The organism is Bordetella genomosp. 8 (assembly GCF_002119685.1).
Classification (GTDB): Bacteria; Pseudomonadota; Gammaproteobacteria; order Burkholderiales; family Burkholderiaceae_B; genus Bordetella_C.
In genome coordinates this window covers 1,365,871-1,388,188 of the sequence record NZ_CP021108.1, presented here as the reverse complement: position 1 = coordinate 1,388,188, position 22,318 = coordinate 1,365,871, and the positions used below count along the sequence as shown (strand labels likewise).

Below are 22,318 nucleotides of genomic sequence, written 5' to 3'. Positions count from 1 at the left end.
GCCGGGTCATGCTGAATAGGCTCTGGCTGGCATTCTTCGTCGCCGCCGGCGTCGCCGGCGCGCTGCGTTGGCTGGTCGGTGGCGATGCCGGCGTCTTCGCGTCCATGGTGGGCGCGCTGTTCGACATGGCGCGCCTGTCGGTGGAGGTCATGGTGCTGCTGTTCGGCACCTTGACCTTGTGGCTGGGGTTCCTGCGCATCGCCGAGCAGGCGGGCCTGGTCGGCGCCCTGGCCCGCCTGCTCGGTCCGCTGTTCGGCCGGCTCATGCCGGAAGTGCCGCGCAACCATCCCGCCATCGGCCTGATCACGCTGAACTTCGCCGCCAACGCGCTCGGGCTGGACAACGCGGCCACGCCGATCGGGCTGCGCGCCATGCGCGAACTGCAGACGCTGAATCAGCAGCCGGAGACGGCAACCAATGCCCAGATACTTTTCCTGGTGCTGAATGCCTCGTCGCTGACGCTGCTGCCGGTCACGATCTTCATGTATCGGGCACAGCAAGGCGCCACCGACCCCACGCTGGTCTTTCTGCCGATCTTGCTGGCGACCTGCGCGTCCAGCCTGGTGGGGCTGCTGACGGTCGCCGCATGCCAGCGCCTGCGCCTGCACGACCCGGTCGTGCTCGCATGGCTGGCAGCGGTCGCCGTGATCCTGGGCGGCCTTGCCGCGCTACTGGCCACGCTTTCGTCCGGCGCGATCGCGGCGCTGTCCTCGCTGCTCGGCAACCTCACGCTGTTCGGCATCATCCTTGCCTTCCTGCTGGTGGGCGCGTGGAAAAAAATCCCGGTGTACGAGTCCTTCATCGAAGGCGCGCGCCAGGGCTTCGACATTGCGCGCGATCTGCTGCCCTACCTGGTGGCAATGCTGTGCGCGGTCGGCGTGTTGCGGGCCTCGGGGGCGCTGGACGCGGTGCTGGACGGCATGCGCTGGCTGGCGCATGCGGCGGGCTGGGACACGCGCTTCGTCGACGCCTTGCCCACGGCGCTGGTCAAGCCGTTTTCGGGCAGTGCCGCGCGCGCCATGATGCTGGACACCATGTCCCATTTTGGCGTGGACAGCTTCCCGGCGCTGCTTGCCGCCACCGTGCAGGGCAGCACGGAAACCACCTTCTACGTGCTGGCGGTGTATTTCGGCGCGGTCGGCATACGCCGCGCGCGCCACGCCGTGGGCTGCGCGCTGCTGGCCGACCTGGCGGGGGTGCTGGCCTCCATCGGCGTGTGCTACTGGTTTTTCGGCTGAGCGGCCACGCCTACTCCACCGGCAGCAGCTTCATGCCATTGGTGCCGCCGCTGTCGCGGTAGGAATCGCCTTTCGTCAGGATCACCCAATCGCCCGCTTCGACGCGGCCGCGCTGCTTCAGCTCGTTGATCGCGGCATTGCTCAACTCCGCGGGATCATAGGACGACGGGTCGAAGGGAACGGTGTACACGCCACGAAAAAGCGCGGCCCGATGCTGCGTCACGGGGTGCGGGCTGTAGCAGTAGATGGGCACCCCTGAGCGGATGCGCGACATGATCAACGGCGTATGCCCGCTTTCCGTCATGGCGATCACCGCCTTGACGACGGGGAAGTGGTTGGCCGCGTACATGGCCGCCAGCGCGATGGTCTCGTCGCAGCGGGAAAACGTCTCGCCCAGGCGATGATGCGAATGCGTGGACGTGGGATGCTTTTCCGCGCCCAGGCAGACGCGCGCCATGGCCTCGACCGCTTCGACCGGATACTGGCCTGACGCGCTTTCGGCGGACAGCATCACGGCATCGGTGTAATCGAGCACCGCGTTGGCCACATCCGAAACTTCCGCGCGCGTGGGCAAGGGATTGGTGATCATCGATTCCATCATCTGCGTGGCGGTGATGACGACCTTGTTCAGCGTGCGGGCGTGCTGGATGATGCGCTTCTGGATGCCGGCCAGTTCGGCGTCGCCGACTTCGACACCCAGGTCCCCGCGCGCCACCATGACGCCGTCGCTGGCGCGGATCAGGGCATCCAGGGCCTCATCGTCGACCACGGCTTCCGCCCGTTCGATCTTGGCGATGATCCATGCGTCGCTACCGGCCGCGCGTACCAGTTCGCGCGCCTCGTCGATGTCGGAACCGTGGCGGGGAAAGGAAACCGCCACGTAGTCCAGCTGCAACTCCGCCGCCACCTTGATGTCCGCGCGGTCCTTGTCGGTCAGGCTGGGCGCCGACAGGCCGCCGCCGCGGCGATTGATGCCCTTGTTGTTCGACAGTACGCCACCGACCATGACGGTGGTCTGCACCGAATCGCGGTCTATGCTTTCCACGCGCAGCACCACGCGGCCGTCATCCAGCAGCAGCTCGTCGCCCGGGCGGCAGTCCTGCACCAGTTCCGGATAATCGATGCCGACAATTTCCGCGTTGCCCTCGTCATAGGGATAGCTGTTGGACAAGGTGAACGTGGAGCCGACCTTCAGCGTCACCTTGCCATCGGCAAAACGCGCGATACGGATCTTCGGACCTTGCAGGTCGCCCATCAACGCCACGAAACGGCCCTGCCTGGCAGCGGCCTCACGCACCAGTTGCGCGCGCTGCCGATGGTCCTCGGTGTCGCCATGCGAGAAATTCAAGCGGGCTACGTCCATGCCGGCGCGCACGAGCGCTTCGATCCGCTCCGGCGACGACGTCGCGGGACCCAGGGTGGCGACGATTTTGGTGCGACGCAGCACTGCCATGACGTATTTCCTCTGGAAGTTGAGCAAGCGTCCTATGGTACGCCTGCCAGACTGCAATGGTCATACAGGCGCCGGCAGGGCGTTATCATGGGCGCCTCTTCCGGCAGGGCAGCCGCCCTGCTCCGCAGCCCACGGCACACAACCAACAACGAGACCGCCTGTGAAAATCGTCATCGCGCCCGACTCTTTCAAGGAAAGCCTGTCCGCCCCCGACGCCGCCGCCGCCATCGCGCGTGGCGTGCGTGCCGCCTGCCCGCACGCGGACATCGTCGAGATTCCGATGGCCGATGGTGGGGAAGGGACAGTGGCGGCGGTGCTGGCAGCCACCGGCGGCCAATGGCGATCGACGGAAGTGACGGATGCGCTCGGCGGCCGCGCAACGGCGGCCTGGGGCTGGCTGGACGACGACACCGCGGTCATCGAAATGGCGGCCGCCGCGGGCCTGGAGCAAGTGCCGCCGGAACGGCGCGATCCCTTGCGCGCGACCAGCCGCGGCGTTGGAGAGCTGATGCGCGCGGCACTGGATGCCGGGGCGCGCCGCATCATCCTGGGGTTGGGTGGATCGGCGACGAACGACGCCGGCGCCGGCATGCTCTGCGCCTTGGGCCTGCGCATACTCGACGCGCACGGCCATCCCGTTCCCGACGGCGGCGCCGGGCTGGCCCAGGCCGCGCGCATCGACACCGGCACGCTGGACCCGCGCCTGGCGACGGTACGCGTCGAAGTGGCGTCCGACGTCGACAATCCCTTGTGCGGCCCGCATGGCGCGTCCGCGGTGTTCGGGCCGCAGAAAGGCGCGACACCCGACCATGTGCGGCAACTGGATGCGGCGCTCGCGCACTTCGCGGACCTTAGCGCGCGCACCCTGGGGCGGGACGAACGCGAACGCGCAGGCGCCGGCGCGGCGGGCGGACTGGGCTTTGCGGCGCATGCCTTCCTGAACGCCGCTTTCCGGCCCGGCGTCGAGGTGGTCGCGGAATTGGGCAAACTGGCGCAAGCCATGCAGGGCGCGGCCTTGGCCTTCACGGGCGAAGGCCGCATGGACGAACAAACGCTGCATGGAAAGACCCCGGCGGGCGTCGCCCGTATCGCCAGCCAGGCCGGCGTGCCTGTGGTGGCGTTGGCGGGTTCCCTGGGCGAAGGCTATGAAAAACTGTATGGCGCCGGGATCACGGCGGCGTACAGCCTGGCGGCCGGGCCGATGACCCTGGCCCAGGCTTGCGCGCAGGCCGCGCAACTGTTGTCCGATCGCGCTCGCGATGCGACGCGCCTGTTCCTGGCCGGCGCAAGGATACGACAGGCCTGAACCAGCAGTCCGGGCCGGTCACGACGATGCGTATGGGTCTGCCGTCGTCTTGCGACGGCTCAGGCGGCGGCCGGGACTGCCGGCACCTCAGGCATCGAGCTCCGCGCTATGCGGCCGCTCCGGCCCGACCAGGCCGGCATCGAACAGCGCATCGGCCAGGGCAATGAACCTGGCCACCGGCACTTCTTCCGCGCGCGCCGTGGGCGCGATGCCCAGGGCTTCCCATGGCACGTGCGCCGCCCAGTCGCCCAGGGCGCGCCGCAGCATCTTGCGCCGCTGCGCGAATGCCCGCGCAACCACCTGCTCCAGCGCGGCTTCGCTGCGCGGCCGGCTACGGTCCGCCGGCAGCGGCACCATGCGCACCACGGCCGACACCACACGCGGCGGCGGGTCGAAGGCTTCCGGCGGGACATCGAACAGCTTGTCGATGCGATAGCGGGACTGCAGCATCACCGAGAGCCGACCGTAATCCGACGACGACGGCTGCGCCGCCATGCGATCGATGACTTCCCGCTGCAGCATGAAGTGCTGATCCCGCACCGTATCGCTGACCGTCATCAGATGGAACAGGATGGGGCTGGAGATGTTGTAGGGCAGGTTGCCGACGATGCGCAGGCCAGCGCCGAATTGCGAGAAGTCGACGGTCAGCGCGTCGGCTTCCACCACCACCAGCCGGTCGGCCGGGTGGTCGCGCCGCAGGCGTTCCGCCAGGTCGCGGTCGATCTCCACCACATTCAACTGCCGCACGCGTTCCAGCAGAGGCCGGGTCAGCGCAGACAAGCCCGGGCCGATTTCCACCATGCGGTCATCCTGCGCGGGCCCGATGGCGCGGACGATGGCGTCCACGACGCCTTCGTCGACCAGGAAATGCTGTCCGAAGCGCTTGCGCGCCTGATGCTGGGCCATGGCTCTGACTACCGGGTTACCGCGTACCGCTGTCCTGGCTATTCTCGCGATCCTGCTTTTCCAGGCGATTGTCGATATACGCCTGGTCGCGCAGTTGCTCCAGATAGTCGTCGAACGCCAGTTCGGAACGCCGCTCGAACAGCACGCGGCTGGCCTGCAAGCGCTGGACCTCATCCTTGACGTCCTTCTCGCGACGCTCCAACACCTGGATCAGGTGCCAGCCGAAGCGGCTATGGACGGGCTCGCTGACCTGGCCGGGTTGCAGGGCATTCATGGCCTGTTCGAATTCCGGCACGGTTTCGCCCGGGTTCAGCCAGCCGAGATCGCCGCCCTGCGGCGCCGTGGCGTCCTGCGAGTTCTGCCGCGCGAGCACGCCGAAATCTTCGTGGCCTTCGAGGATGCGCTGGCGCAGCAGCTCCAGACGTTGGCGGGCTTCGTCATCCGACATGACGGCGGAGGTCTTGATCAGGATGTGCCGCGCATGTGTCTGGGTGACTTGCACGGGGCCTTGCGGCAGCGGCACGGCACCGTCCGAGCTGGGATTGGGCGGCGCGGCCGGCGGCGTGGCCGGCGTCTGCGCCGGATTGCGCGCCGGGGCGGGCGCGCCCGCGCTGCGGCGGTCCAGGACCTTCAGGATGTGGAAGCCATTGCCGCTCTGGACGATGCCGGACACGTCGCCCTTGCGGAGATTTGCGATCGCATTGACGAACAGGTCGGGCCAGCCTTCCAGCGGACGCTCGCCCATCACGCCACCCTGCAGGGCTTCCGGGCCGTCCGAGGCGGCGGCGGCAACGCTGGCAAAATCCGCGCCGCCTTTCAGGCGCGCCAGGATGTCTTCGGCTTTCTTGCGCAAGGTGGCGACGGCGTCGCGCGTAGCGCTTTCCGGTACGCGCACCAGGATCTGGGCCAAGGCCACGATTTCCGGCCCTGCCGGCGCCTGGGCCTGCGGCGCCGCCGCGACGGCCGGTCCGGGAGCGGCGGGCGTGCTGCCCGCGCGGCCCTGGCGGCGCTCCTGTTCCTTCAGGAAGGCATCGACCTCGGCGTCCGACACCACCAGCGTACTGTCGACGGTACGCTGGCGCAGGCGGTCGGCCAGCACTTCGTTACTGATGTTCTTGCGATAGGCTTGCCACGTCAGACCCTGCTTTTCGATGGCCTGGCGCAGCTGGTCAGTGGACATCTTGTTGCGCGCGGCGACCGTGCCGATGGCCTGGTCCACCTGCGCGTCGTCGACGCGGATATTCAAGCGCTTGGCTTCCTGGCGCTGCAGGTCTTCCATGATCAGGCGTTGCAACACCTGGCGCTGGAGGACCTTGGTATCCGGCAACTGGATGTTCTGGCGCGTCAATTCCTGCGTGGCGGCTTTTACGCCTTCATTGACCTCGCGCAGCGTGATGATGTCCTTGTTCACCACGGCGGCGATGCCATCGGCGAACTGGTCCGTCTGCGGCGCCGCCGCGGGCTGCGGAGCCGGCGCGGGCGCCGCCGGCTTGGCGGCGGGCTTGGCGGCCGGCTTATGCGACTGCGCGGATGGACGCCCCTGCGACTGCGATTGCGACTGCGCGACAGCCGAGAGCGGCAGCGCGGCGCACGCGATCGTTACCACGATGTCGCGCGCCAGGCTGGCCGGCAAAAACACACTACGCATCATTCATACCTTTCGAAAGTCGTTCCGGACGCCGGGGGCGGATTGACCGGCTCGTAACCCGGGATGCTGCGCCGCAGGAGCTTCAGGGGATCGGTTCCCAACGCGCCCAGTCCGGTCAGCTCCAGCTGGAGGAAGAAGGCCGTATTGTTCTCGTCGGTCGCCACGGCATAGCGTTGGAATACCGCGCGGCCTGTCCAGCAGCAATCGCCTTTGTACTCCAGGCCGAGGATAGCCTGCGTCACGCGCCGCGAATCCTGGGTCTGCAACCCGTTGGAATCGGTGATCGGCCCGGTATGCAGGGAATAGTCGATGCGGCCCACCCCGAATATGCGCTGGGTGAAGGGCCACTGGAACGCCAGGCTGACCTGGTTCTGGCCTTGCACATAGGACTGCTGCGCACCCGTGCTGATCGTCGGCGGATCGCGCTGGTAGCGATAGGAAACGGAAACCGACGTCAAGCGCTGCGGCGCCCAGCGGGCCGACACCAGGCCCTGCTGGAAGCGGCTATTGTAAGGGTCGTACTGGGCGCTGAGGGTCGTGGTCAACGTGTCCGTCAGCGCGGCGGTCGTTTCCGCCAGGAAATTGGAACGGACGTTCGTGCGCGGCGTTTCATTCGGCAGCGTGACGCGCTGGTCCTGGAAGTAGAGCTGCTGTCCGATCGACGCGGACAGGCGCTCGAAGCCGGAGTTGGCGTCCAGCCAGCGGGTCGTCAGCGCCGCCGTCAGCTGGTTCGCGTTGGCGATCCGGTCCCAACCGCCGGTATAGATGTTTTCCTCGAAGGCCTGGGCAAAGCTGAAATCCGCCAGGGCGGTGTCGTAAACGGGCAGTTTCGACTGATCGCGATACGGAACGCGCAGGTAGTAAAGGCGGGGCTCCAGCGTCTGGATGGAGTCCTTGCCGAACAGCGTCGTATCGCGTTCGAAGGTCATCCCGCTGTCGACGGAGAAAATGGGCAGGCCACGCGACTGGCTGCTCGGATAGTTGGTCGTGCCCAGGTAGTTCCAGTCACCGCCGTACCAGTTGGTGCTTTGGTACTGCGTGAAGTTGTAGCCGACCTTGGGGGTGACATACCAGCCAGGACGCACGATAGGAAAAGCCAGCGACGGATACGCCTGCAGGCGGTCGCCGTTCGGTCCATAGTGGCCATTGATGGCGCCCGCGATGTTTTCCGCCGGTCCCACCAGGCTACGCTCGAAGCGCGTCGCGGTGCTGTTGAAATTGGCGTCGAAGCCGTAGAAGTTGTAGCGCTGTCCACGCAGGGATAGCTCCGGAACCTTGTCGTACGGGGGCAGGATCAGGGAATCCTCATCCTGCAGCGTTTGATATTTATAGACCTGGACGTAGGTCTGCCAGTACTGGTTGCTCCAGCCCACCATGCCCTGGCGCGGCAGGTAGGTGGTGGACGCCTCATTCAACCCGATCGTGGAAAAGTCGCGGTAATAGTCGTTATCCGACACGCCATTGAGATTCCACATCCCATAGAAGCCGTTGCCGAAGGTCTGCCAATGCTTGCTGCTGTACATCCATCGCTTCTCACCCGTCTGCGCGTCGTCGGGCAGATAGGTACCCTGCATGATCCCGCTGTATGACGATCCCAGATACCGGAAGTCCCCACCGAGCTGCAATCCGCGCTTGGACAGCAGCCTCGGGTACAACGTGGCGTCGTAATTCGGCGCCAGATTGAAGTAGTACGGGGTCATGACCTCGAAGCCGCTGCGGCTGGTCGAGCCATACGTCGGAACCAGGAGACCCGACTTCCGCTCCTTCTTGACAGGAAAGGTCATGTACGGCGACGCCAGGATGGGCACGTCCTTGAAGTACAGCACCCCATTGCGCGCCACGCCTTCGTTTTCGTCGAAATCCAGGTCCGCGGAATCGGCCTTGATGTACCAGGACGGGTTGTCGCAGGCGCAGCCGGCATAGGTGGTGTTCTGCAGCCGCATCGTCGAACGGCTGAAGATATCGGCATGCTGCGCCTGGGCGAAGCCGCCGGAAGCGCCCAGCCAGAAATCCGGCGCGGTCAGCTGGCCGCTGTCGGTGTCGACGTTGTATTGCAGGGCCGGGCCGGTCACGACCGTGCCGTCGCGCATCAGCCGCGCGCTGCCCTGCGAGTCGACCTGGCCCGACGCACGGCGGTAGGTGATCGTGTCGCCCTTGAGCACGGAATCGATGCGGCGCACCTGGGCGCTGCCCGTCAGCGTGAGGTTGGAATCGGGATCGCCGTCCATGGTGTCGGCTTCCAGGTAGGCGGGCGCCTGGTCGCCGTTCAGGCGATGCACCCGCAAGCCCGGCGACGAACGCAGGCCCAGGACCTCGACGTCCTGGCTGGCGGTTTTGGAAACGGACTGCGTCGTCGACGACTTGGAATCCGCTGACGTATCCGTTGCGACTTGGGCCTGGGCGACAGAGACCGCGCCAGCAAGGAATAGGATCAACGACCGGACGATGCGCACGTACGAGGGAACCTGAAAAAAGGGCAATGCGGCCGGAACGGCGATGGTCGCCCGCCCGGTGTAACCCGCGAAGAGCCGGTATTATAGATAAGCTCGGCGTCAGCGCAGCCAGCGATTGCCCGGCATGCGCGTTATTCCGTACGGCCGGCCTTACACGCCCCTCGAACGCCCTTATTTCCACACAGGTCGCTTTCCTTGTCTCCCACCGCCGATTCCCGCCTGGAAGCGCTGCGCCTATGGCTGCGCGGCCTGCCCGCCTCCCTGGGCCTGCAAACCGACACCCTGCGCCCGGCCTCCAGCGATGCCAGCTTCCGCCGGTATTTCCGCCTGGATGCCGGCGCCGGCTCCGTCATCGTCATGGACGCGCCGCCGCCGCATGAAGACACCCGGCCCTTCCTGCACGTGGCGGGGCTGCTTCGCGACGCCGGGCTGAACGTGCCGGCTATCCTGGCCGAAGACCAGCCGCGCGGATTCCTGCTCCTGTCGGACCTGGGCCCGCATACCTATTACCAGCGCATCCAGGACGGCCTGGACGACGCCACCCTGCAGACCCTGTACCGGCAAGCCCTGGCTGCGCTGGTGCGCATGCAGCAGGCGTCGGTCAGCGGCCTGGCCGCGTACGACAGCGCCAGGCTGATGGCCGAACTGGAGCTGTTCCCCGAGTGGTACGTGGCGCGCCATCACGGCCTGGCCCTGGATGCCGACGCCCGGGAGGCCCTGCAAGGCGTCTTCCATCTGCTTTCCACGGCCAACGGCAGCCAGCCGACCGTCCTGGTCCATCGCGACTTCCATTCGCCCAACCTGATGGCCTGCCAGGAATCGCGCCACGGCCCCAACCCCGGCATCATCGATTTCCAGGACGCCCTGGCGGGCCCCATCACCTACGACCTGGCGTCGCTGGTGACGGATGCACGCACGACCTGGGAAGAGGCCCAGCAACTGGACTGGGCAATCCGCTATTGGGAAATGGCGCGCGCCGCGGGACTGCCCGTCGCGGCGGATTTCGCTGATTTCCACCGCGCCTACGAGTGGATGGGCCTGCAACGCAACCTGCGCATCCTGGGCGTATTCGCGCGCCTGCATCACCGTGACGGCAAGCCGGGCTACCTGGCGCACATTCCACGCGTCAATACCTACGTCCGCCAGGTGGCGAGCCGCTACGGCGCGTTCGCCCCCCTGCTGCGCCTGCTGGACAGGCTGGACGACAGCCAACCCACGGTGGGATACACGTTCTGATGCGCGCCATGATCCTGGCCGCAGGGCGCGGCGAGCGCATGCGTCCGCTCACCGACACCACGCCCAAGCCCCTGCTGCGGGCCGGCGGCAAGCCGCTGATTGCCTGGCATATCGAACGGCTGGTGGCGGCCGGCATGCGCGACATCGTCATCAATCACGCCTGGCTCGGCGACCGGCTCGAAGCGGCCCTGGGCGACGGCAGCGCCTATGGCGCCCGGTTGCGCTACTCCCGCGAAGGCACGGCGCTGGAAACCGCGGGCGGCATCGCCCTGGCGCTGCCGATGCTGGGCGACGCCCCCTTCCTGGTCGTCAACGGCGATGTCTGGTGCGACTGGGATCCCGCGGCCGCTCCCGCCCTGGCGGAGGAACTCGACGGCGCCCGCGGCCAGGCGTGGCTGCTGTTGGTCGACAACCCGGACCATCACCCGCTGGGCGATTTTCATGCGGGAACCGCCGGCGTCCTGGACCCGGACGTGGGCGAACGGTTGACCTTCTCAGGCATCGGCATTTACCACCCATCGCTGTTCGGCGGCATCGCGCCGGGCACGGCGGCCCGGCTGGGCCCCTTGCTGGGACAGGCCATCGCCCGGCATGCCGTGCGCGGACAGCGCCATGAGGGGCGCTGGGTCGACGTCGGAACGCCCGAACGCCTGGCCGCGCTCGACACCGAGCTGCGCAACAAGGCCCCGGACGCGGCTTCCTGACCGGATATTTCACAATATCAAGGTAGGCAACCATGCTTGTCGAAATGGCTAAGCCATGGCTGGCCGGGTTATCCTTTCACGCTTTCAGCGATCGGCCCGCCTTACGGCGGGCCGATCGCGTGGCAACGCATACTTGCTTCCGCGCTCTTTCAACGCCGTCGTGATGGCGCTGCGAGCAGGCGCGGAGTGGTTTCTGTTTGGATGGATGGGGATGTTCGGACGCTCGCAGCGCGCGGTTTTCAAACCTTCGGTTTATCAACCCGGCAAACGGTCGCGGCGCATGCCGCGCTGGCTGGTCCTGCTGCTCGCCGGCGTCGTGCTGGGTGCGGGCGGGGTATTGTTCCTGCAGACCAATTATGGACCGCAGCGGCTGACGGTCGAACAGTCGGAACAGCTGCACGGCGAACTGAGCGCCGCCAACATCGATCGCCAGCGGCTGCAAGGACTGGTCGAAGAACTGACCCAGCAACGTGACGCCGCCCGCGCCACGCACGACAAGTTGACCGCGGATCTGTCGCAGGCACGCCAGCAGATCCAGGGCCTCAACAAGGACCTGACGCTGTTCCAGGACGCCGTACCGCCCGATCCCCGCGGCGGCCCCATCGGTATCCGATCCGCCACGCTCTCGCGCCAGCCCGGCCAGTTGAATTACCAGGTGCTGGTCATGCGGGACAAGGACAACAGCGGCGTCCCGTTCAAGGGAACCCTGGTCTTCGCGATCGAAGGCCGTTATCCGAACGGCCGCAGCGGCACGGTCACGCCCGATGCGCTGCCCGTCGATGTGGATCGCTTCGACAACCTGAGCGGCACCCTGCAGTTGCCGGAAGGCTTCATCGCCCGCGGCGTCACCATCAAGGTGCTGGACTCCGCCCAGAAGCAGCAGGCCATGCGGATCTTCTACGTGCGCAGTTGACGCGATCGCGCGCATGGCCGCCGGCGTGCGAACCAGCGCGGCGAGCAGCCGCGCGATGCGCCTTCAAAGCATCTTGCGCAACGTTCCATCCTTGCGCACGTACTGGTGCCACAAGGCGGCCAGCGCATGCAGGGCAATCAGGTAGAACAACGCATTGCCCATGAAAACGTGAATGTCGTGCACGACGCCGCGCGCGTCGCTGTTGGCGCCGACGATGGTGATGGCGATACCGGTTCCCATCAGCCTGACCGGATTGCCGCCGAAGTTGATCATCAGGATGCCCAGCAGCGGCTGCGCCAGCAGCACGATATAGAACAGCCAATGCACCGCACGCGCGGTGACGGTCAGCAGGCCACCGCCCTGCTCGGCCGCCGGCACGCCGTGCACCAGGCGCCAGACCAGCCGCACCGCCGTCACACAGAGCACCGACACGCCGGCCCACATATGGATGCCCGTCCAGAAAGCCCGCGAATCGCTGCCGCGCGGGCCACGGATTTCGATCGCGAACAAGGCCACCGCGACCAGCAGGAAGACCAGCCAATGCAGGATGATGGCCGGGCGGCTATAGCGGACCGGCGCAAGGGAAGTAGCGGAAGGGGTGGCGGACATCGGGGACTCCTGTATGTGAGTGGTGCGGGCGGCCGGGTGTCGCCAGATGCTCCCTACCTTACAGCACCCAGCGGGCGGCGCTGTCCAGCAAGGCCTGGTCGCGGCCGCGAGCCGTGATCAGTGACAGCCCGACCGCGCACTGGTTCCCCGCCATGGCGGGCATGGTCAACTGCGGCAATCCGGCCAGGCTGGCGATGCAAAGCAGGCACAGGGCGCGGGTGCGATCCTCGGCCGCGGTGGTCGATCCCTTGATGGGCGCAACGAAGGAAACCGTGGGAATGCAAAGGACCGCGTCCTGCAGCAACTCGTCCAGCTGGGCGGCGATGCGTTGGCGCTGGATCGCGGCGGCGTCGGCTTCATCGGCGGCGATGGTGGATGCCCATTTGAAACGTTCGGCGATATCCGGGCCGAAGCTGGGCGCATGGCGGCTGATCCATGCGCCATGCGCGGCCCAGACTTCGCGGCCCTGGATGACGCGGAAGATCTGCTGCCATGCCAGCAGGCCTTCGGTAGCCAGCGTCAGGTGTTCGACCTTGCCGAACCGCGCTCGCGCCTTTTCCAGCGGCGCGGCCAGGCCCTGGCGCACTTCATCCGACGCCAGCGCCCAGGCGTCGTCGGCGATCAACAGGCGACCCTCCGGCGGCTGGCCCGGTGCGCCGCCGGGCAGCAGCGTCCGCCCTGTCCGCGCCAACGTTGCCGCGTCGCGGGTGATCCATCCCACCACGTCGTAGCTGGGCGCCAGCGGAACGACGCCGGCGCTGGACACCGCGCCGTGCGTGGGCCGGAACCCCCAGGCGCCGCAGAACGTCGCGGGCAATCGGATCGAACCCGCCGTATCCGTGCCGAGGCCGATGTCGCACAAACCGCTGGCCGCGGCCACGGCCGAACCGCATGAAGAACCGCCAGGAATCCGTTCGGGGGTGACCGGATTCACCGGCGTCCCATAGTGGAAATTCTCGCCATTCAGGCTGTAGGCGAGTTCGTCGGTCAGTGTCTTGCCGATGACGTCGGCGCCAGCATCCAGGAGTTGGCGCACCACCGGCGCGTGTTCCGGCGCCGCCCCATGCGTGGCCCGCCAATCCGGGTTGCCGGCCCCGGTGATCCGGCCCTGGATGTCGATCATGTCCTTGACGCCGACGCGCAACCGGGCCAGAGGACCGGCTGCCGCGCCGGGCAGTTCGAAACGGCCTTCCGGCGCGAAGGCGCCGCTGGGGTTGGCCGCGGTCGAGTCGGCCGGCTTGCCGCCGGCCGGGGCCGACGCGATATTCGCTTGTGTCATTGGGTCACCGATACAGAAGAGTTCCGATTACGTTCACTTCATTGCGCAGCAAGGGGTAGAGCGCGGCCTGGCGCGCCGGCGTCATGCGGCTGGAAATCGCCGCGATCGCCAGCGCCGCCACCGGCGCCCCAAAGGGATTGCGGACGGCCAGGCCGATGGCGGTGACGCCCGGCACCGCCTTTTCGCCGATGGACGCATAGCCCTGGGTCCGGCCGGCGGTGATCGCGTCCTTCAGATCCCGTTCGTCCAGTTCCCCGTATGCGCCGATGCGGGGCCGTATGGCCTCGACCACGCGGTCGACTTCGGCTGGCGCGAGCGCCAGCAGGATCGCCAGCCCGCCGGCGTTCACGCCCAAAGGCTGCCGGCTGCCTACCGTGACCACCGGCGTCTGGATGGGGTAATGGCCCTGCATGCGGCTGATGCATACGGCGTCGTTGCCACGGCGGATGAACAGGAAGGCCGTATCCCCGGTCGCTTCGGCCAGGCGCTGCAGCGACGCGGCGCACAGTTCGCGCAGGTTGAACTGCGGCGCGGCTACCAGCCCCAGCTCGAAGACCAGCGTGCCCAGGCGGTAGCGCCGCGCCCGGACGTCCCTGGACACCATGCCTTCGGCCACCAGCGCCTTCAGCATGCGATGCGCCGTGGGCGCTTCCAGCCCGCACAGGCGCGCGACGTCGACGAAGCGCAGCCCACCCTCCTGGTGTTGGGCCAGGACCTTCAGCACATTCACGACGCGCCGGATGGCCTGGGTGCCCGCCGGCGCCCCTTCCGCCGGCAAGGCCGTGCGCGCGGCGTCCAGGGCCGCGCCTGGATCCGCGCCAGGATCCTCGCCCATCCGGTCGCCGACGTCCGGGCGCGGCAAGGCGTCAGGGTTTACCACGACCGAGAATTCCAATATATGGATAATTTATTGCACTGCATTGACAGCCCAAGCCCTGCTAAATACATTGGCCCGAACAATACAGAGGCGGAAGGCCCGGGTCAAACATCCATTATATGGACTATCAATGCTACCCAAGCAACGTATCGATTATTCCGCGATCATCGATCGCAAGAAGCTGACGCCACCCGACGGCGCGCGCGTCATCGTCTGGCCCATCGTCAATGTGGAAGACTGGCAGATCGAACGCTACATGCCGCGCCAGGTGCTGCCCCCGCCGACCGGCGTGACCACCCTGCCCGACATCGCAAACTGGGCATGGCATGAATACGGCATGCGCGTCGGTTTCTGGCGTTTGAAGGCCGCGCTGGACCGCCTGGGCATCGTGCCCACGCTGTCCATCAACGGCAGCGTCTGCCTGAACTACCCCCGCGTCGCCGAAGAGGCGCACAAATCCGGCTGGGAGTTCATGGGCCACGGCTTCATCCAGATGCCGACGCATCAGGTCGAGGACCAGCGCGACATGATCAAGCGCACCGTCGAAACGATCGAACAGTTCACCGGCAAGAAACCGGTCGGCTGGCTCGGACCGGGGCTGACGCAGACCCTGGAAACGGTCGACTACCTGCACGAGGCCGGTATCCGCTATATCGGCGACTGGTGCCTCGACGACCAGCCCTGCAAGGTGCGCACGGCCACGGGCGACATGGTCGCCATGCCGTACGCCCTGGAACTCAATGACATACCCGTCGTGGCGGTCCAGCATCATTCGTCGGACGAACTGCTGATCCGCGTCAAGGACACCTTCGACCGCCTCTACCAGGAAGGCGGGGACCACGTGCGGGTCATGGGCATCGCCGTACATCCCTTCCTGAGCGGCGTGCCGCACCGGATCAAGTACTTCGAAGAAGCACTGGCCTACGTCGCCGGCCACGACCACGTCAAGTTCATGACCGGCGCGCAGATCCTGGAGTGGTATCAGGCGCAACAGGCCTGACGACACCGGCATTACCAGCGGTACCCGGACAGCGGTGCAGGCCTGCCAGGCCTGCACCGCGCCGAAAAAATCAGGGGATCAGGGCGGTGGGGGAAAACAAAGGACGCAAGCGTCCAGATTCATTGCGCGGCGCGCCAGGCGCGCCGCGTTACCGCCCCAGTTATTCAAATCAGTTCGGAGCTTTTATGCGTACCCGCAGTCTACTCGGCGCCTTTGCCTGCCTATTCGCTTTGTCGGCCAGCACCGGGGCCATGGCCCAGGCCGACGACTATCCCAATCGGCCGATCCGCTTGCTGGTGGGCTTCCCGCCTGGCGGCATCTCGGACGTCATCGCGCGCACGGTCGCATCCAAGGCCAGTTCGATCCTGAAGCAGAACATCGTCGTGGAAAACCGCCCCGGCGCCGGCACCACCATCGCCGCCGATACGGTGGCGCGCTCGGCGCCCGACGGCTACACGCTGCTGCTGCAGGACACGACCACGCACGCCATCAACGCCAGCCTGTATCCCAAGCTGCCGTTCGATACGGTCAAGAGCTTCACGCCGATCTCGCTGGTTTCCAGCTCGCCGCTGATGCTGGTGGTCAAGGAAGACTCGCCGGCCAAGACGGTCAAGGAACTGGTCGCCCTGCTGGCATCCAAGCCGGGCAGCTACGCATATGGCTCGTCCGGCAACGGCACCATCATCCACCTGGCCAGCGAAATGATGGACCGCGCGGCCAACGTGCAGGCGGTGCACATTCCCTACAAGGGCAGCGCTCCCATCATCCAGGCCCTGCTGTCGGGCGACGTGGCCTACGCATGGAGCAGCATGCCGCCCGCCATTTCGCAGGTGAAGGCAGGCAAGCTGCGTGCGCTGGCCGTCAGCACGCCCAAGCGCATCGCAGCCGCGCCCGATGTGCCGACGATCGCCGAAGCCGGCGTACCGGCGGCGGAAGTGGTGCTGTACAACGGCGTCCTGGGACCTGCCAATCTGCCGCCCGCCATCGTCAAGAAGTTGAATGCCGCCTTCAATGAAGCGGCCAACAGCGACGAGGTCAAGACCGTCTATGCCACGCTGGGCGCCGAACCGGTGGCCGTGACGCCGGAACAGATGCAGGCGCAGATCAACGCCGACATTCCCAAGTACGGCAAGGTCGTGAAGGAAGTCGGCGCGAAGGTGGACTGACGCATCGCCGCGCGGCATCCCTTCCCGTTGAAAAAAGCCCGGATTCCTCCTGGAATCCGGGCTTGATCATTTCATGTGCGGCCGAAGCGCCGCACGGCCGGATCAGCTGAAGAACTCCTTCACCCGGTCCGTCCAGGACTTGCTTTGCGGCGAATGGCGGTCGCCACCGTCATTCAGCGAGGCTTCGAACTGACGCAGGATGCCCTTCTGCTCTTCACTCAAGCGCACCGGCGTTTCCACCACCACGTGGCAATACAGGTCGCCCGGATAGCTGCCGCGCACGCCGCGTATGCCTTTGCCGCGCAGGCGGAAGGTCTTGCCCGACTGCGTGCCTTCGGGAATGGTGATCTCCGCCTTGCCGCCCAGCGTCGGCACCTGCAGTTCGCCACCCAGTGCCGCGGTAGTGAACGGGATGGTCAGCTCGCAATGCAGATCGTCGCCGTCGCGCTGGAAGATCTTGTGCTGCTTGATGTGGATTTCCACATACAGATCCCCCGGCGGGCCGCCATTCAGGCCAGGCTCGCCGTTGCCGGCCGAGCGGATCCGCATGCCATCGTCGATGCCGGCGGGAATCTTCACCTGCAGCGTCTTGTTCTTGCGGATGCGTCCGACGCCATCGCAGTTCGTGCAGGGATCGGTGATTTCCTTGCCGCTGCCATGGCAGGTCGGGCAGGTCTGCTGCACGCTGAAAAAGCCCTGCTGCATGCGCACCGCCCCGGAGCCGCCGCAAGTGCGGCAGGTCTTGGGCGTGGTACCAGGCTTGGCGCCACTGCCGTGGCAGACTTCGCAGTTTTCCCAGCTGGGCACGCGGATTTCGGTATCGAAACCGTTGGCGGCCTGCTCCAGGGTGATTTCGAGCGCGTACTTCAGGTCCGCGCCGCGATACACCTGGGGGCCGCCGCCGCGCCGCGCGGCGCCACCGAAAATCTCGCCGAAGATATCGCCGAACGCATCGGCGAAACCGCCGCCCATGCCGGCCCCCATGCCGCCCGCGGCATTGGGATCGACGCCGGCATGCCCGTAGCGGTCATAGGCGGCGCGTTTCTGTTCGTCGGTCAGGACCTCGTAGGCTTCCTTGGCCTCTTTGAACTTTTCCTCGGCCTCTTTGTTATCCGGATTGCGGTCCGGATGGTATTTCATCGCCAGCTTGCGATAGGCCTTCTTGATGTCGTCGTCCAAGGCGTTCTTGGCAACACCCAGGATCTCGTAATAGTCACGTTTTGCCATGATCTTCCAAAGGCTTTCTTCTTCGAGGGCGCCGATCAAACCCCTGCTTTCATACGACCGCGCCCGGGGCAGGAAAACTTCCGGCCCCGGGCGTTCATACCATCACTATACGCGGTGGTTCATCACTGGTCGCGCTTGACTTCCTTGAAGTCGGCATCGACCACATTGTCGTCCGCCGGCTTGGCGTTGTCCGCCGCGGTCTGCTGCTGCGCGGCCTGTTGGGCCTGCATGTCGGCGTACATCTTTTCGCCCAGCTTCTGCGACGCGGTAGACAGCGCCTGCACCTTGGCATCGATCGCGGCCTTGTCGCCATCCTTCAGGGTGGCTTCCAGGTCCTTGATCGCGGCCTCGATGCCTTCCTTTTCGGCGGCATCCAGCTTATCGCCATACTCGGTCAACGACTTGCGCGTGGCGTGCACCAGGGCGTCCGCCTGGTTGCGCGTCTGCGCCAGCTCGGCGATGCGGTGATCCTCGTCGGCGTTCGCTTCGGCGTCCTTCACCATGCGCTGGATCTCGTCTTCCGACAGACCCGAGTTCGCCTTGATGGTGATCTTGTTTTCCTTGCCCGTGCCCTTGTCCTTGGCGGACACGTGCAGGATGCCGTTTGCGTCGATGTCGAAGGTCACCTCGATCTGCGGCACGCCGCGCGGCGACGGCGGGATGCCTTCCAGATTGAACTCGCCCAGCGCCTTGTTGCCCGCAGCGATTTCGCGCTCGCCCTGGAAGACCTTGATGGTCACCGCCGGCTGATTGTCGTCGGCCGTCGAGAACGTCTGCGAGAAGCGCGTCGGGATGGTCGTGTTCTTCTGGATCATCTTGGTCATGACGCCACCCAGGGTTTCGATACCCAGGGACAGCGGCGTGACGTCCAGCAGCAGCACGTCCTTGCGGTCGCCCGACAGCACGGAGCCCTGGATCGCGGCGCCAGCGGCCACGGCTTCATCCGGGTTCACGTCCTTGCGCGGCTCGCGGCCGAAGAATTCCTTGACCTTGTCCTGCACCTTGGGCATGCGGGTCATACCGCCGACCAGGATCACGTCATGGATTTCCGAAACCTTGACGCCGGCGTCCTTGATGGCGATGCGGCACGGCTCGATGGTGCGCTCGATCAGTTCCTCCACCAGCGCTTCCAGCTTGGCACGCGTGATCTTCAGGTTCAGGTGCTTGGGACCGGAAGCATCCGCCGTGATGTACGGCAGGTTGATTTCGGTCTGCTGGCTGGACGACAGCTCGATCTTGGCCTTTTCGGCGGCTTCCTTCAAGCGTTGCAGCGCCAGCACGTCCTTGGACAGGTCGACGCCCTGCTCTTTCTTGAACTCGCCGATGATGTAGTCGATGATGCGCTGGTCGAAGTCCTCGCCGCCCAGGAAAGTGTCACCGTTGGTGGACAGCACTTCGAACTGCTTTTCACCGTCGACGTCGGCGATTTCGATGATGGAAATATCGAAGGTGCCACCGCCCAGGTCATACACCGCGATCTTGCGGTCGCCCTTTTCCGCCTTGTCCAGGCCAAAGGCCAACGCCGCCGCGGTGGGCTCGTTGATGATGCGCTTGACTTCCAGGCCCGCGATGCGGCCGGCGTCCTTGGTCGCCTGGCGCTGGCTGTCGTTGAAGTACGCCGGCACCGTGATGACGGCTTCGGTCACTTCCTCGCCCAGGTAGTCCTCGGCGGTCTTCTTCATTTTGCGCAGCACTTCGGCCGACACCTGCGGGGGCGCCAGCTTCTTGCCCTGGGCTTCGACCCAGGCGTCGCCGTTGTCCGCCTTGGCGATCTTGTAGGGCATCAGGTTGATGTCCTTCTGCACTTCTTTTTCTTCGAACTTGCGGCCGATCAGGCGCTTGACGGCATACAGGGTGTTCTTGGGATTGGTGACGGCCTGGCGCTTGGCGGGGGCGCCGACCAGGATTTCACCATCGTCCATGTACGCGATGATGGAAGGCGTCGTGCGGGCGCCTTCGGCGTTTTCGATGATGCGGACCTGGCCACCGTCCATCACAGCCACGCAGCTGTTGGTGGTGCCCAGGTCGATGCCGATGATCTTGCTCATGATGGTTTACCTTGGATTAGGTCGAATTTAAGGTTGAATTGGTAAAAAACCGCTTAGCGAATAAGTGGGGCTGGCGTCAGGGTTTTCAAGCGCTTTCTTCAGCTCTTTTCCGACTGCAGCCGCCGCACGGCCTCGGTGAACTGCGGCAGGCCCGGCCAGCCGGTAATCCGGCCCAGCCGCTTGCCCGCGCGGTACATCACAAAAGTGGGGACGCCATGCAGGGAGAAGCGCCGGCCCAAGGCGACGTCCGCGTAGACGTCCGCCTCGAACCAGCTCAGCCCGAGCGCCAACAGCGCGTCCTTGTGCAGCAGGGCGGTCTGCTTGAAGAGATTGCAGTTGTAGCAATCGGTGCCCCACAGGAAGACACACCGCAGGTCGTCGCCCGGCGCCTGCACGACGTCGCGATCGAAGCCATCGCTGGCGACGGGACGCATGCCGAACAGCTCGAACACCTGGGAAGGGTCGAAAGCCTGGGGCGACTGGGGCGAGGCCACGGGACGCTCCGTCAGTCCTGCTGGCCCGCGGACACCACGACCAGCGCCGGACGCAGGACACGGTCGACGATCAGATAGCCCTTCTGCAGGGTCTGCACGACAGTGTTGGCGGGCTGGTCGGAGGGGACCGAGGAAATGGCCTGGTGCTGGTGCGGATCGAATTTTTCGCCCGCCGCGGGCGCGATTTCCAACAGCTTGTTCCGTTCGAAGGCGGAGGCCAGTTGCTTCAGGGTGGCTTCGACGCCTTCGCGCAGGAACTGCACGGTCTGGTCCTGCTGGGCCAGGGCGGCTTCCAGGCTGTCCTTCACGGGCACCAGGCTTTCGGCAAACGACTCGATGCCGAACTTGTGCGCCTTGGCGACATCGTCCTGCGCGCGGCGGCGGATGTTTTCCGCGTCGGCGCGGGTGCGCAGCAGTTGATCGTAATGTTCGGCCGCCTTGGCTTGCGCGGCTTCCAATTCGGCGCGCAGCGTCGCCAGCAGGTCTTGCTGGCCGTCGGCCGCGCCCGCGCCACTCGCTGCGTCGATGTCGGGCCTTTTCTCGGCAGGCTCGTTCTGTGCCGTCATGGGATGGATCCTCCTGGGTAACGAATAACGTTGGAGAGCAGTGTGGGGGCCAATGCCCCCATTTCAAGGGGGGTTAAAACCCGCGGTGCGTTGGCCTCAGGCCGGCCAACCCTGCAGGTGGCGTTGCACCAATTCCGACAGCGCGGCGATCCAGGTCTCGTCGTCGTTGAGCGCCGGGATATAACGCAGGCGCTTGCCGCCGGCCTCGATGAAGGCGTCGCGGCACTCGACCTGGACCTCTTCCAGGGTTTCCAGGCAGTCGGCCAAAAAACCGGGACAGACCACGTCGACCTCGGTGACGCCGTCCCGCGCGAGAGCCATGACAGTGGGCGCTGTGTAGGGCTCGAGCCAGCGGGCCGAGCCGAAGCGGCTCTGGAAAGTGACCAGCGCCTGCTCGGGCATCAGGCCCAGGCGTTCGCGCAGCAGGCGGCCGGTACGCAGGCAATCCTGATAGTAGGGATCGCCGAGCTCCACCGAGTAGCGCGGCAGTCCGTGGAAGCTCATCACCAGCTTCTGCGGCCGGCCATGCTCGGCCCAGTAACGCTCGATCTTGCCGACGATGGCCTGCACGTATCCAGGGTCATCATGGAAGCGCTTGATGAAGCGCAGTTCCGGCTGGTCGCGCAAGCGCGCCGCATGGCGGCCCACCGCGTCCACGACCGTCGCCGTCGTGCTGGCCGCGTATTGCGGATACATGGGTACGACCAGGATACGTTCGCAACCGCGGCGGCGCAGCTCATCCATGGCATCGGCCACCGACGGACTGCCGTAGCGCATGCCCAGCGCGACTTCCACCTGCATGCCGCGCTGCGCGAGCAGGCGGCTCAAGCCTTCGGCCTGCCGGCGGCTGTAGACCATGAGCGGCGAACCGCCGTCCATCCAGATGCCTCGATAGCGGGGTACCAGTTTCCGGGGCCTCAGGGTGAGCACCAGCCCATGCAGGATGGGCCACCACAGATAGCGGGGGATCTCGATGACGCGGGGATCGGCCAGGAATTCGCCCAGGTAGCGGCGGATTTCCGGAGCCGTCGCGGCCTGCGGCGTGCCCAGGTTGATCAGCAGCACGCCGGTCTTGCCCAGTGGGGGCACCATGCGCTCTTCGAAGGGATCGGCTTGTTCGGGTTCCGGCAGGAAACGCTCCGGCCACAGATATTTGAACGCACGCAGGAACACGCGGATACCTCGCCACCCGTAC

The 22,318-nt window shown here is 66.1% G+C and carries 19 protein-coding genes; 7 read left to right on the top strand and 12 right to left on the bottom strand.

Annotated elements, in window-relative coordinates; translation table 11 throughout:
* Window positions 1-8 precede the first annotated feature (8 nt).
* Window positions 9-1,238, top strand: a complete 1,230-nt coding sequence (locus CAL12_RS06315; RefSeq protein ID WP_086063712.1) for a nucleoside recognition domain-containing protein — start codon at window positions 9-11, stop codon at window positions 1,236-1,238.
* A 10-nt stretch (window positions 1,239-1,248) separates the two neighbouring features.
* Here CAL12_RS06315 and pyk read toward each other — a convergent pair whose 3' ends face one another.
* On the bottom strand, window positions 1,249-2,691 hold the full coding sequence (gene pyk / locus CAL12_RS06310; RefSeq protein WP_086063711.1) for a pyruvate kinase: 1,443 nt from the start codon (window positions 2,689-2,691) through the stop codon (window positions 1,249-1,251).
* Window positions 2,692-2,851: 160 nt separating this feature from the next.
* On the opposite strand from pyk, the gene CAL12_RS06305 reads away from it, so the two are divergent.
* Window positions 2,852-3,997: a glycerate kinase gene (locus CAL12_RS06305; protein WP_086063710.1), complete on the top strand. Its 1,146-nt coding sequence runs from the start codon at window positions 2,852-2,854 to the stop codon at window positions 3,995-3,997.
* An 87-nt stretch (window positions 3,998-4,084) separates the two neighbouring features.
* Here the strand turns inward: CAL12_RS06305 and rsmA are convergent, their stop codons facing one another.
* Genes rsmA through CAL12_RS06290 form a run of 3 tightly spaced genes read right to left on the bottom strand, consistent with a single transcriptional unit; the run spans window position 4,085 to window position 9,004 of the window.
* Window positions 4,085-4,903, bottom strand: coding sequence for a 16S rRNA (adenine(1518)-N(6)/adenine(1519)-N(6))-dimethyltransferase RsmA (gene rsmA / locus CAL12_RS06300; RefSeq protein ID WP_086063709.1), 819 nt, complete (start codon window positions 4,901-4,903; stop codon window positions 4,085-4,087).
* Window positions 4,904-4,919: 16 nt separating this feature from the next.
* On the bottom strand, window positions 4,920-6,554 hold the full coding sequence (locus CAL12_RS06295) for a peptidylprolyl isomerase (RefSeq protein WP_232464721.1): 1,635 nt from the start codon (window positions 6,552-6,554) through the stop codon (window positions 4,920-4,922).
* Window positions 6,551-9,004, bottom strand: a complete 2,454-nt coding sequence (locus CAL12_RS06290; protein WP_420042756.1) for an LPS-assembly protein LptD — start codon at window positions 9,002-9,004, stop codon at window positions 6,551-6,553. The genes CAL12_RS06295 and CAL12_RS06290 overlap by 4 nt, the downstream gene beginning before the upstream one ends.
* Before the next feature lie 195 nt (window positions 9,005-9,199).
* On the opposite strand from CAL12_RS06290, the gene CAL12_RS06285 reads away from it, so the two are divergent.
* The 3 genes from CAL12_RS06285 (at window position 9,200) to CAL12_RS06275 (ending at window position 11,857) form a co-directional block, all read left to right on the top strand.
* Window positions 9,200-10,240 carry an aminoglycoside phosphotransferase family protein gene (locus tag CAL12_RS06285; protein ID WP_198298392.1) on the top strand — a complete coding sequence of 347 codons (1,041 nt, stop codon included), beginning with the start codon at window positions 9,200-9,202 and terminating at the stop codon, window positions 10,238-10,240.
* Window positions 10,240-10,944 carry an N-acetylmuramate alpha-1-phosphate uridylyltransferase MurU gene (gene murU / locus CAL12_RS06280; protein WP_086063708.1) on the top strand — a complete coding sequence of 235 codons (705 nt, stop codon included), beginning with the start codon at window positions 10,240-10,242 and terminating at the stop codon, window positions 10,942-10,944. Before CAL12_RS06285 ends, murU begins: the two co-directional genes overlap by 1 nt.
* A 211-nt stretch (window positions 10,945-11,155) precedes the next feature.
* Entirely contained in the window at window positions 11,156-11,857 is a 702-nt protein-coding gene (locus CAL12_RS06275; RefSeq protein ID WP_198298391.1) for a DUF6776 family protein, read from the top strand.
* Window positions 11,858-11,920: 63 nt separating this feature from the next.
* Here CAL12_RS06275 and CAL12_RS06270 read toward each other — a convergent pair whose 3' ends face one another.
* From CAL12_RS06270 to CAL12_RS06260, 3 genes are read right to left on the bottom strand one after another with little or no spacing between them, the layout of a single operon-like run.
* A complete protein-coding gene (locus tag CAL12_RS06270) occupies window positions 11,921-12,466 on the bottom strand; it encodes a cytochrome b (protein WP_086063707.1) in 546 nt (181 codons plus the stop codon).
* 58 nt (window positions 12,467-12,524) lie between these two features.
* The gene (locus tag CAL12_RS06265; RefSeq protein WP_086063706.1) at window positions 12,525-13,745 is read right to left on the bottom strand and encodes an amidase; all 1,221 of its coding nucleotides are present in this window, start codon (window positions 13,743-13,745) and stop codon (window positions 12,525-12,527) included.
* Window positions 13,746-13,749: 4 nt separating this feature from the next.
* Window positions 13,750-14,625, bottom strand: coding sequence for an IclR family transcriptional regulator (locus CAL12_RS06260; protein WP_232464720.1), 876 nt, complete (start codon window positions 14,623-14,625; stop codon window positions 13,750-13,752).
* Window positions 14,626-14,752: 127 nt separating this feature from the next.
* Between CAL12_RS06260 and CAL12_RS06255 the strand changes: the two genes are divergently transcribed.
* Both CAL12_RS06255 and CAL12_RS06250 read left to right on the top strand, forming a co-directional pair.
* Window positions 14,753-15,622, top strand: coding sequence for a polysaccharide deacetylase family protein (locus CAL12_RS06255; protein WP_086063704.1), 870 nt, complete (start codon window positions 14,753-14,755; stop codon window positions 15,620-15,622).
* 185 nt (window positions 15,623-15,807) lie between these two features.
* Window positions 15,808-16,788, top strand: coding sequence for a Bug family tripartite tricarboxylate transporter substrate binding protein (locus CAL12_RS06250; protein WP_086063703.1), 981 nt, complete (start codon window positions 15,808-15,810; stop codon window positions 16,786-16,788).
* Between the two features lie 102 nt (window positions 16,789-16,890).
* Here the strand turns inward: CAL12_RS06250 and dnaJ are convergent, their stop codons facing one another.
* The 5 genes from dnaJ to hemH all read right to left on the bottom strand — a co-directional run bounded on the left by dnaJ (window position 16,891) and on the right by hemH (window position 22,296).
* Window positions 16,891-18,015 (bottom strand): molecular chaperone DnaJ, encoded by a 1,125-nt coding sequence (dnaJ, locus tag CAL12_RS06245; protein ID WP_086067703.1) that lies wholly within the window; start codon window positions 18,013-18,015, stop codon window positions 16,891-16,893.
* A 122-nt stretch (window positions 18,016-18,137) separates the two neighbouring features.
* Complete coding sequence (dnaK, locus tag CAL12_RS06240) at window positions 18,138-20,063, bottom strand: molecular chaperone DnaK (RefSeq protein ID WP_086063702.1); 1,926 nt, start codon at window positions 20,061-20,063, stop codon at window positions 18,138-18,140.
* A 98-nt stretch (window positions 20,064-20,161) separates the two neighbouring features.
* Entirely contained in the window at window positions 20,162-20,497 is a 336-nt protein-coding gene (locus tag CAL12_RS06235; protein ID WP_086067702.1) for a thioredoxin family protein, read from the bottom strand.
* A gap of 71 nt (window positions 20,498-20,568) precedes the next feature.
* Window positions 20,569-21,123 (bottom strand): nucleotide exchange factor GrpE, encoded by a 555-nt coding sequence (gene grpE / locus CAL12_RS06230; protein WP_086063701.1) that lies wholly within the window; start codon window positions 21,121-21,123, stop codon window positions 20,569-20,571.
* 96 nt (window positions 21,124-21,219) lie between these two features.
* Window positions 21,220-22,296 (bottom strand): ferrochelatase, encoded by a 1,077-nt coding sequence (gene hemH, locus CAL12_RS06225; RefSeq protein WP_086063700.1) that lies wholly within the window; start codon window positions 22,294-22,296, stop codon window positions 21,220-21,222.
* Window positions 22,297-22,318 lie beyond the last annotated feature (22 nt).